The sequence below is a fragment of the Mesorhizobium sp. M7A.F.Ca.ET.027.03.2.1 genome (assembly GCF_003999175.1).
Lineage (GTDB): Bacteria > Pseudomonadota > Alphaproteobacteria > Rhizobiales > Rhizobiaceae > Mesorhizobium.
In genome coordinates this window covers 1-6709 of record NZ_RZOM01000234.1, presented here as the reverse complement: position 1 = coordinate 6709, position 6709 = coordinate 1, and the positions used below count along the sequence as shown (strand labels likewise).

General features: G+C 64.1%; 10 protein-coding genes. 7 read left to right on the top strand and 3 right to left on the bottom strand.

The window, feature by feature from the left end; translation table 11 throughout:
• Positions 1–243, top strand: a 243-nt coding sequence (locus EN750_RS12800) for a 2'-5' RNA ligase family protein (protein WP_281062284.1), incomplete at its 5' end; no start/stop codon positions are given.
• Here EN750_RS12800 and EN750_RS12795 read toward each other — a convergent pair.
• Positions 147–665, bottom strand: a complete 519-nt coding sequence (locus tag EN750_RS12795) for a low molecular weight protein-tyrosine-phosphatase (RefSeq protein WP_127396627.1) — start codon at positions 663–665, stop codon at positions 147–149. The genes EN750_RS12800 and EN750_RS12795 overlap by 97 nt on opposite strands.
• A gap of 50 nt (positions 666–715) precedes the next feature.
• Between EN750_RS12795 and EN750_RS12790 the strand changes: the two genes are divergently transcribed.
• From EN750_RS12790 to EN750_RS12780, 3 genes are all read left to right on the top strand, one after another.
• A complete protein-coding gene (locus EN750_RS12790; RefSeq protein ID WP_127396626.1) occupies positions 716–1012 on the top strand; it encodes a 4a-hydroxytetrahydrobiopterin dehydratase in 297 nt (98 codons plus the stop codon).
• Between the two features lie 123 nt (positions 1013–1135).
• Positions 1136–1498 carry a YkvA family protein gene (locus tag EN750_RS12785; protein ID WP_127322074.1) on the top strand — a complete coding sequence of 121 codons (363 nt, stop codon included), beginning with the start codon at positions 1136–1138 and terminating at the stop codon, positions 1496–1498.
• 269 nt (positions 1499–1767) lie between these two features.
• Positions 1768–2271: an invasion associated locus B family protein gene (locus EN750_RS12780; RefSeq protein ID WP_127268363.1), complete on the top strand. Its 504-nt coding sequence runs from the start codon at positions 1768–1770 to the stop codon at positions 2269–2271.
• 68 nt (positions 2272–2339) lie between these two features.
• On the opposite strand, the gene EN750_RS12775 is transcribed toward EN750_RS12780, so the two are convergent.
• Entirely contained in the window at positions 2340–3695 is a 1356-nt protein-coding gene (locus EN750_RS12775) for a chloride channel protein (RefSeq protein ID WP_127396625.1), read from the bottom strand.
• A 158-nt stretch (positions 3696–3853) separates the two neighbouring features.
• Between EN750_RS12775 and rlmN the strand changes: the two genes are divergently transcribed.
• From rlmN to EN750_RS12760, 3 genes are read left to right on the top strand one after another with little or no spacing between them, the layout of a single operon-like run.
• Positions 3854–5089, top strand: coding sequence for a 23S rRNA (adenine(2503)-C(2))-methyltransferase RlmN (gene rlmN, locus EN750_RS12770; RefSeq protein ID WP_127329343.1), 1236 nt, complete (start codon positions 3854–3856; stop codon positions 5087–5089).
• Positions 5086–5535, top strand: coding sequence for a hypothetical protein (locus EN750_RS12765; RefSeq protein WP_127321011.1), 450 nt, complete (start codon positions 5086–5088; stop codon positions 5533–5535). Before rlmN ends, EN750_RS12765 begins: the two co-directional genes overlap by 4 nt.
• Entirely contained in the window at positions 5535–6014 is a 480-nt protein-coding gene (locus tag EN750_RS12760) for a hypothetical protein (RefSeq protein WP_127396624.1), read from the top strand. The genes EN750_RS12765 and EN750_RS12760 overlap by 1 nt, the downstream gene beginning before the upstream one ends.
• Positions 6015–6020: 6 nt before the next feature.
• On the opposite strand, the gene EN750_RS12755 is transcribed toward EN750_RS12760, so the two are convergent.
• Positions 6021–6662 (bottom strand): LysE family translocator, encoded by a 642-nt coding sequence (locus EN750_RS12755; RefSeq protein ID WP_127396623.1) that lies wholly within the window; start codon positions 6660–6662, stop codon positions 6021–6023.
• Positions 6663–6709: the final 47 nt, after the last annotated feature.

Genomic DNA, 6709 nt, shown 5'->3' with positions numbered 1-6709 from the left:
CCGCATGTCACGCTGGCACGCTTACGCAATTCGACCCCGCTGGACGTCGCCCAATATCTGTCGGCGCGCGGCAATTTCTCGACGCTGCCGTTCCGCGTCGGCCGTTTCGTGCTGATGTCGTCGCGCGATTCGGTCGGCGGCGGACCCTACATCGTCGAGGAAGCCTGGCCGCTGTCAGGCACGGACGCCCGCGCCTCCAGCCTTGTCACCAGCGCCTCCGACGCCTCGCGGATCATGCGATAGGCGGAAGCGAAGGCTTCTGCCTCGTCATGATAAGGATCCGGCACGTCGCGTGCCTTTCCCTGCGCGAACTCCAGGAACAGATGGATGCGGTCCTGCACGGCCGCCGGCGCCAGCGCCTTCAGGTCGGCGACATTCGACCGGTCCATGCCGAGGATCAGGTCGAAACGGTGGAGGTCCTGCGGCGTGACCTTGCGCGCCCTTTGCCCGGAAATGTCGACGCCGTGCCGCACCGCGATCGCGATCGCGCGTCGATCGGGGGCAGAGCCGGCCTCCCAGTCACTGGTTCCCGCTGAATCGAGCAGGATATCCCGGGCCGATCCGCGCTCGGCCCAAACGGCGCGGAAGACACCTTCCGCCAGCGGCGACCGGCAGATATTGCCGAGGCAGACGAAGAGAATGGAGTTTATGGGCTTCGCGCTCATCGATCCGTCGCTATGGTGAGGGTCGTTTTCGAATAGCACAGGATATGGACATGGCGAGAGAGAAACTGGGCAGGCAAGCCGCTGAAGCCGCATTGACCGGTCTTGACGGCTGGGCGCTGGCGGAAGACGGCGCTTCCATCAGGCGCACATTCACCTTCGCGAATTTCTCCGAGGCTTTCGCCTTCATGACCCGCGTCGCGCTTGCCGCCGAGACGATGGACCATCATCCCGACTGGTCGAATGTCTACAAGACCGTCGATGTGACGCTGAACACTCACGACGCCGGCGGCGTCACCGCGCTCGATATCGATCTCGCCAAGAAAATGAACCGTTTTGCCGGCGCCTGAGGCCTGGTATCGCCTCGACAAGCCCAAATCGGCACCGGCATCTTGTAGCCGGGGTCGGGTTTCACCACATTTTCCCCCGCGGGCATGCGCCGGATGCGCATGGGCGCTCGCAAGGAGACACTGATGGCGCAACAATCCGGTTTTGATTTCTTCGGCTTTGGCGGCAAGCTGGCAGACGAGAGCGAAGTGCGCGAGAAATTCTGGCGCACAGCCAAGAAGGCCGCGCGGCAGATCCCCTACATGGAAGAGGTCGTGGCCGCCTACTACTGCGCCATGGACAAGAACACCCCGCTGCGCGCCAAAGGCATTCTGCTGGCCGCGCTCGGTTATTTCGTGCTGCCGGTGGATGTCATCCCCGACTTCGTCTTCGGGCTTGGCTTCACCGACGACATCGCCGTGCTCACCGCCGCGATCACCGCCGTCAGTGCCCACATCACCACTGCGCACCGGCAGGCCGCCAGGGACGCCATGGCCGACAAGGGCTGAACTCACGCACGGAACGCCGTTGAAGCCGGCTTTCTGCGGCAGCGTAAAAAGTCAAACTCTTGCCGCTTTCGTGGCCTCCAAGTCGCCAAAGGGATGTCGCACCAGCCGCTCGCAAGGCGGCGGCGCGGGAATGGCGGCGGTTTCCTCGGGTAAGGATCCTTTTCTCTTCGGAAATTCACCGTTTGGTAACCCAGATTAAATCAAAATGAAGCGACGGGCAGGACGCCAAGCCGGCCTGCCTCCGCACCATTTGGAATACGGGAAAAGCGATGCGCGGATTAATTGCACTAGTTTCGAGCCTGGTCCTGGTGGCCGTGGCAGCGCCGGCGCTGGCGCAGTCGGCGACCAAGATCGGCCAGCACAATGCCTGGGGCACCTACAGTTACCAGGCATCGGGCGGCAAGGTCTGCTATGTCCTGACCGTGCCGACCGACAAGCAGCCGCCGACGCTCGACCATGGCGACATGTTCTTCTTCGTCAGCCAGCGGCCCGGCCAGCAAGTGTCCTACGAGCCGCAATTCATTGCCGGCTACAATTTCCAGGACGGCTCCAAGGCCACCGTGACCATCGATAAGAAGACGTTTTCGATGTTCACCCGCGGCAAATCGGCCTGGGTCGAGAATGCCGCCGAGGAGCCGGTGCTGATCGCCGCCATGAAGACCGGCACCGACATGAAGGTGACGGCGAAGTCCGGCCGCGGCAATCCCACCTCCTATGTCTTCTCGCTGAAAGGTATTTCGGCGGCGCTGACGTCGATTGCCAAGTGCAAATAGGCAAGGAGTGCAGGCACGCACTTCGCTTTGAATGAAAGGCCGGGCCGCAAACCCCGGCCTTTTTGCTTTCAGCCTTGCGCCGATCCCGGCCCGGCCTCCGCCCGCCGCCGCCGGATCGCCTCGGCGATGAAAACACGCGACAGCGCGTGGTAGAGCGGCTCGTGCGAGATCATCCGCGCCGTACCGTAGCCCAGCATCGAGGCCAGCATCAGCGCGATGACATTGTCGTGATTGCCGGTCATCTCCAGGATGATGACGAAGGCGGTCATCGGCGCCTGCACCACCCCGGCGAAATAGCCGGCCATGCCGAGCAGTGCCGCAGCCCCCGTGCTGGCGCCGAAGAGGAGGCCGAGCGAACTGCCGATGCCGGCGCCGACCGCCAGCGAGGGCGCGAAGATGCCGCCCGGAATGCCCGAGATCATCGACAGCAGTCCCGCCAGGAACTTTTCGGCAAAGAAGAACCATGGCAGCGGCGTGCCTTCGACGGCGCCCCGTGCCTGCACGTAACCGGTGCCGAAGGTCAGCCCGCCCGAGGCGATGCCGATCACTGCAACCAGCAGCCCGCAGACGGCCGCGACCAGCAAAGCGCGCTGCAAAGGCTGCCCAGTGTTCCAGCGCCGGATCCGGCGTGTCACATTCAACGCCAGCAGCGAAAACAGCGCGCCGAGCCCGCCGCCGATGACGCCGCAGGCGATCACCAGCGGCCACTCGGCGGCAAACGAGATGGTGTCTTTGGCGACGCCGAAATAGGTGTAGTTGCCGAGCAGGCCGAGCGAGGCGAGGCCGGCCAGGATCACCGCCGTCAGCACCAGCCCATTGGTGCGTGCCTCATAGGTGCGGCCCATTTCCTCGATGGCGAAGACGATGCCGGCCAGCGGCGTGTTGAAGGCGGCGGCGATCCCGGCGGCCGACCCGGCCAGGATCAGCCCGCGCGCCTGCACCATGCCGCCCCAGCGTGCGGCCTGCAGCATCAGCGATGCGCCGACCTGCACGGTCGGACCCTCGCGGCCGATCGAGGCGCCGCAGAACAGGCCGACGATGGTGAGCATGATTTTGCCGACCACCAGCTTGAGGGACAGGATATGACTTCGGTCCTCGTCGTCGCGAAGATGGCGGGCGGCGATCGCCTGCGGAATGCCGCTGCCTTGCGAGCCGGGAAAGAAGGTGTGGGCAAGCCAGGCGCACAGCACGAAACCCAACGGCGTAACGGCAAGCGGCAGATAGAAACGCCAGCCGCCTGCGTCTCCTGTCATCAGGTGAAACAGTTCCTGCGCCCTGTCCGCCAGCACCGCGAACAGCACGCTGATCACACCGATGCCAAGCGCCCCGGCCCAGAACACCAGGCGCGGCTGCCACACCCGCCGTGAGCCCCACATCGCGCGCGAACGCCGCAGCATGGGATATCTTCGCGATGTGCCGGCCATGTCTGTCCTCGAGCGGGGAGTATCGAGCCCTAACACGTGCAGGCCAGAGGTTAAACCGGCACAACCCATGACTCTGCCCTCAACCTGTGCTATGCGCCGCGCTTCCTTTCCGGCACGATGCGTGAAATCGGCCGCAAACCGCTTATATCAGTGCAACCATGACCCTTTCATTCGATCTCACCACTGACGGCGCCCGCGACGCGTTGCGCGCCCGCGCGGCACAGCCCGAAAAGCCGTCGCTGATCGGCCTGACGCGGGTCGAACTCGCCGAGGCTCTGGTTGCATCAGGCACTGTGCCCGAGCGCCAGGCGAAAATGCGCGCCCAGCAGCTTTGGCACTGGATGTATGTGCGCGGCGTCTCCGATTTCGCCGGCATGTTCAACATTTCCAAGGATCTGCGCGCCGAGCTGGACAAGCACTTCACCGTCGCTAGGCCCGAGATCGTCGAGGAGCAGATTTCCGCCGACGGCACGCGAAAGTGGCTGTTCCGCTTTCCGCCGCGCGGCGCCGGCCGGCCGGTCGAGATCGAGACGGTCTACATCCCCGAAGAGGGTCGCGGCACGCTGTGCATCTCCTCGCAGGTGGGCTGCACGCTGACCTGCTCGTTTTGCCACACCGGCACGCAGAAGCTGGTGCGCAACCTGACGGCTGAGGAGATCCTCGCCCAGTTGCTCACCGCCCGCGACCGGCTCGGCGATTTTCCCGACCGCGACACGCCCGACGGCGCCATCGTGCCGGCCGAGGGCCGCAAAGTCTCCAACATCGTCATGATGGGAATGGGCGAACCGCTTTACAATTTCGAAGCGGTCAAGAAGGCGCTGCTGATCGCTTCCGACGGTGACGGCCTTTCCTTGTCGAAGCGCCGCATCACGCTATCGACCTCCGGCGTCGTGCCGGAAATCTTCCGCACCGGCGAGGAGATCGGCGTCATGCTGGCGATCTCGCTGCATGCCACCAATGACGATCTGCGCGACCTGCTTGTGCCGATCAACAAGAAGTATCCGCTGAAGGAGCTGATCGCCGCCTGCCGCGCCTATCCCGGCCTGTCGAACGCCAGGCGCATCACCTTCGAATATGTGATGCTGAAGGACGTCAACGATTCCATCGAGGACGCCAAGGGCCTGATCAAGCTGCTCAAGGGCATTCCGGCCAAGATCAATTTGATCCCGTTCAACCCGTGGCCGGGCACCAACTACCAGTGCTCGGACTGGGAGACGATCGAGAAATTCGCCGATTACATCAACAATGCCGGCTATGCCTCGCCGATCCGCACGCCGCGCGGCCGCGACATCCTCGCCGCCTGCGGCCAGCTCAAATCCGACTCCGAGCGCATGCGCAAGGTCGACCGGCTGGCGCTGGAAGCGATGATGATAGCGGGGCACGGCGAGGCGTGAGCCGCCCCGTCGCCTGGCTAAGACGCTTCGCCATCATGGCGGTCGGCTATGTCGCCGCGGTGCTGACTTCGATCCTGGTGCCGGTGCTGCTGATCGCTCTTCTGGAAGGCATCGAGGACGGCAATTGGTCCATCATTTTCGCCTTCGACTGGCTGGGCTCGTTCCCGCTCGCCGTGTTGACCGTGATGATCGGCGCGCTGTTGATCGTCGGTCCGGCGCTCTTCGTCGCCGAACGGTTTTCGCTGCGGGGATGGTTCTACTTCGCCGCCACGGGTGCGATCACGTCCATCGCCTTTGGCGTATCCATGCCGCGCTCGGCCAGCAGCTTTGTCTTCAATCCGGGCTTTCTGGGTTTTCTCGCCACCGCCGGCATCGCCGCCGGTTCGGTCTACTGGCTTCTGGCTGGACGCAGATCCGGCACGCGACAGACTCTGGGCCGGGATTGATGGCGCGTCTCGTCGGCTACCTCGTCCGTTTCACCGTCATCCTGTTCGGCTATGCCGTCGCCTCGCTGGCGGCGAGCGCCTTCCTCAATATCCTGTTGCTGGCATCGCTCGGCTACACGCCGGAGCATGCGCATCCGACGGCGACGGCTTCCCTGTATTTCTCAATTCCCTTCGCCGCCCTGTTCGTCGCCTATTTCGCCCTGATGCCGGCCTCTGTCGTCATCCTGCTTGCCGAAATCCTCGGCCGGCGCGACTGGCTGTTCTATGCGCTGGCAGGCGCGGTGGTTGCCGGTGTTTTCCTCGGGCTGGCCGACCACAGCGATGACTCCGCCTTGGTTGTCAGGGACACCAGCGCCATCATGGCCGTGATCGGCAGCGGCATGGTCGGTGGTATCTTTTACTGGCTCAGCGCCGGGCGCTGGGCCGCAAGCTGGTGGCAAGGCGAACCAGGATCAAAAGAGGATGGCCAGACAGGATGACGGCGCCTACTTCGCCTGCGCCGTCAGGATCTTGAGCGCGAAGGCGGAGAACACGCCGGCGAAGAGATAATCGACCACCCGCGTGACGCGCGGGCTGGCCTTCATCGCCGCCGAAAACTTTTCCGCCGCCAGCACCATCGGCACCGTCACCGGGACCGACAGCACGATGAACATCAGCCCAAGGAAAAACAGCTTTCCCGGTGCGTTCGGGTCGTGCGCGGAGACGAACTGCGGCAGGAAGGTCATGAAGAACAGGATGATCTTGGGGTTGAGCAGATTGACGCCGAGGCCCGCCGCCCAGCTGCGCAACAGCGAAATCTCGGGGCCTGTCTTCTTCTCCGGCGAAAAGGCCGAGCCCCTGGTGACTGCCTGCCAGGCCAGGAAGACAAGATAGCCCGCGCCAAAGATCTTCAGCACGAAGAAAGCCATCGGCGAGGCGACGATCAGCGCCGAGACACCGACAACCACCAGCGTGGTGTGGATCAGCGTGCCGCACAGCGCGCCGGCCATCGAGGCAAAGCCGGTGGCACGGCCCTGGTTGAGCGTGCGCGAGACGAACAGCGTCATGTCCGGACCCGGCGTGATCGCCAGGATGACCGTGGCAATGGCGAACTGGATCAGCGTGGCGGTGTCTGGAATGAACGACATGAGCGGCCCCAGGGAATTGGGAGGCCTATACAGGATGCGCCATGACG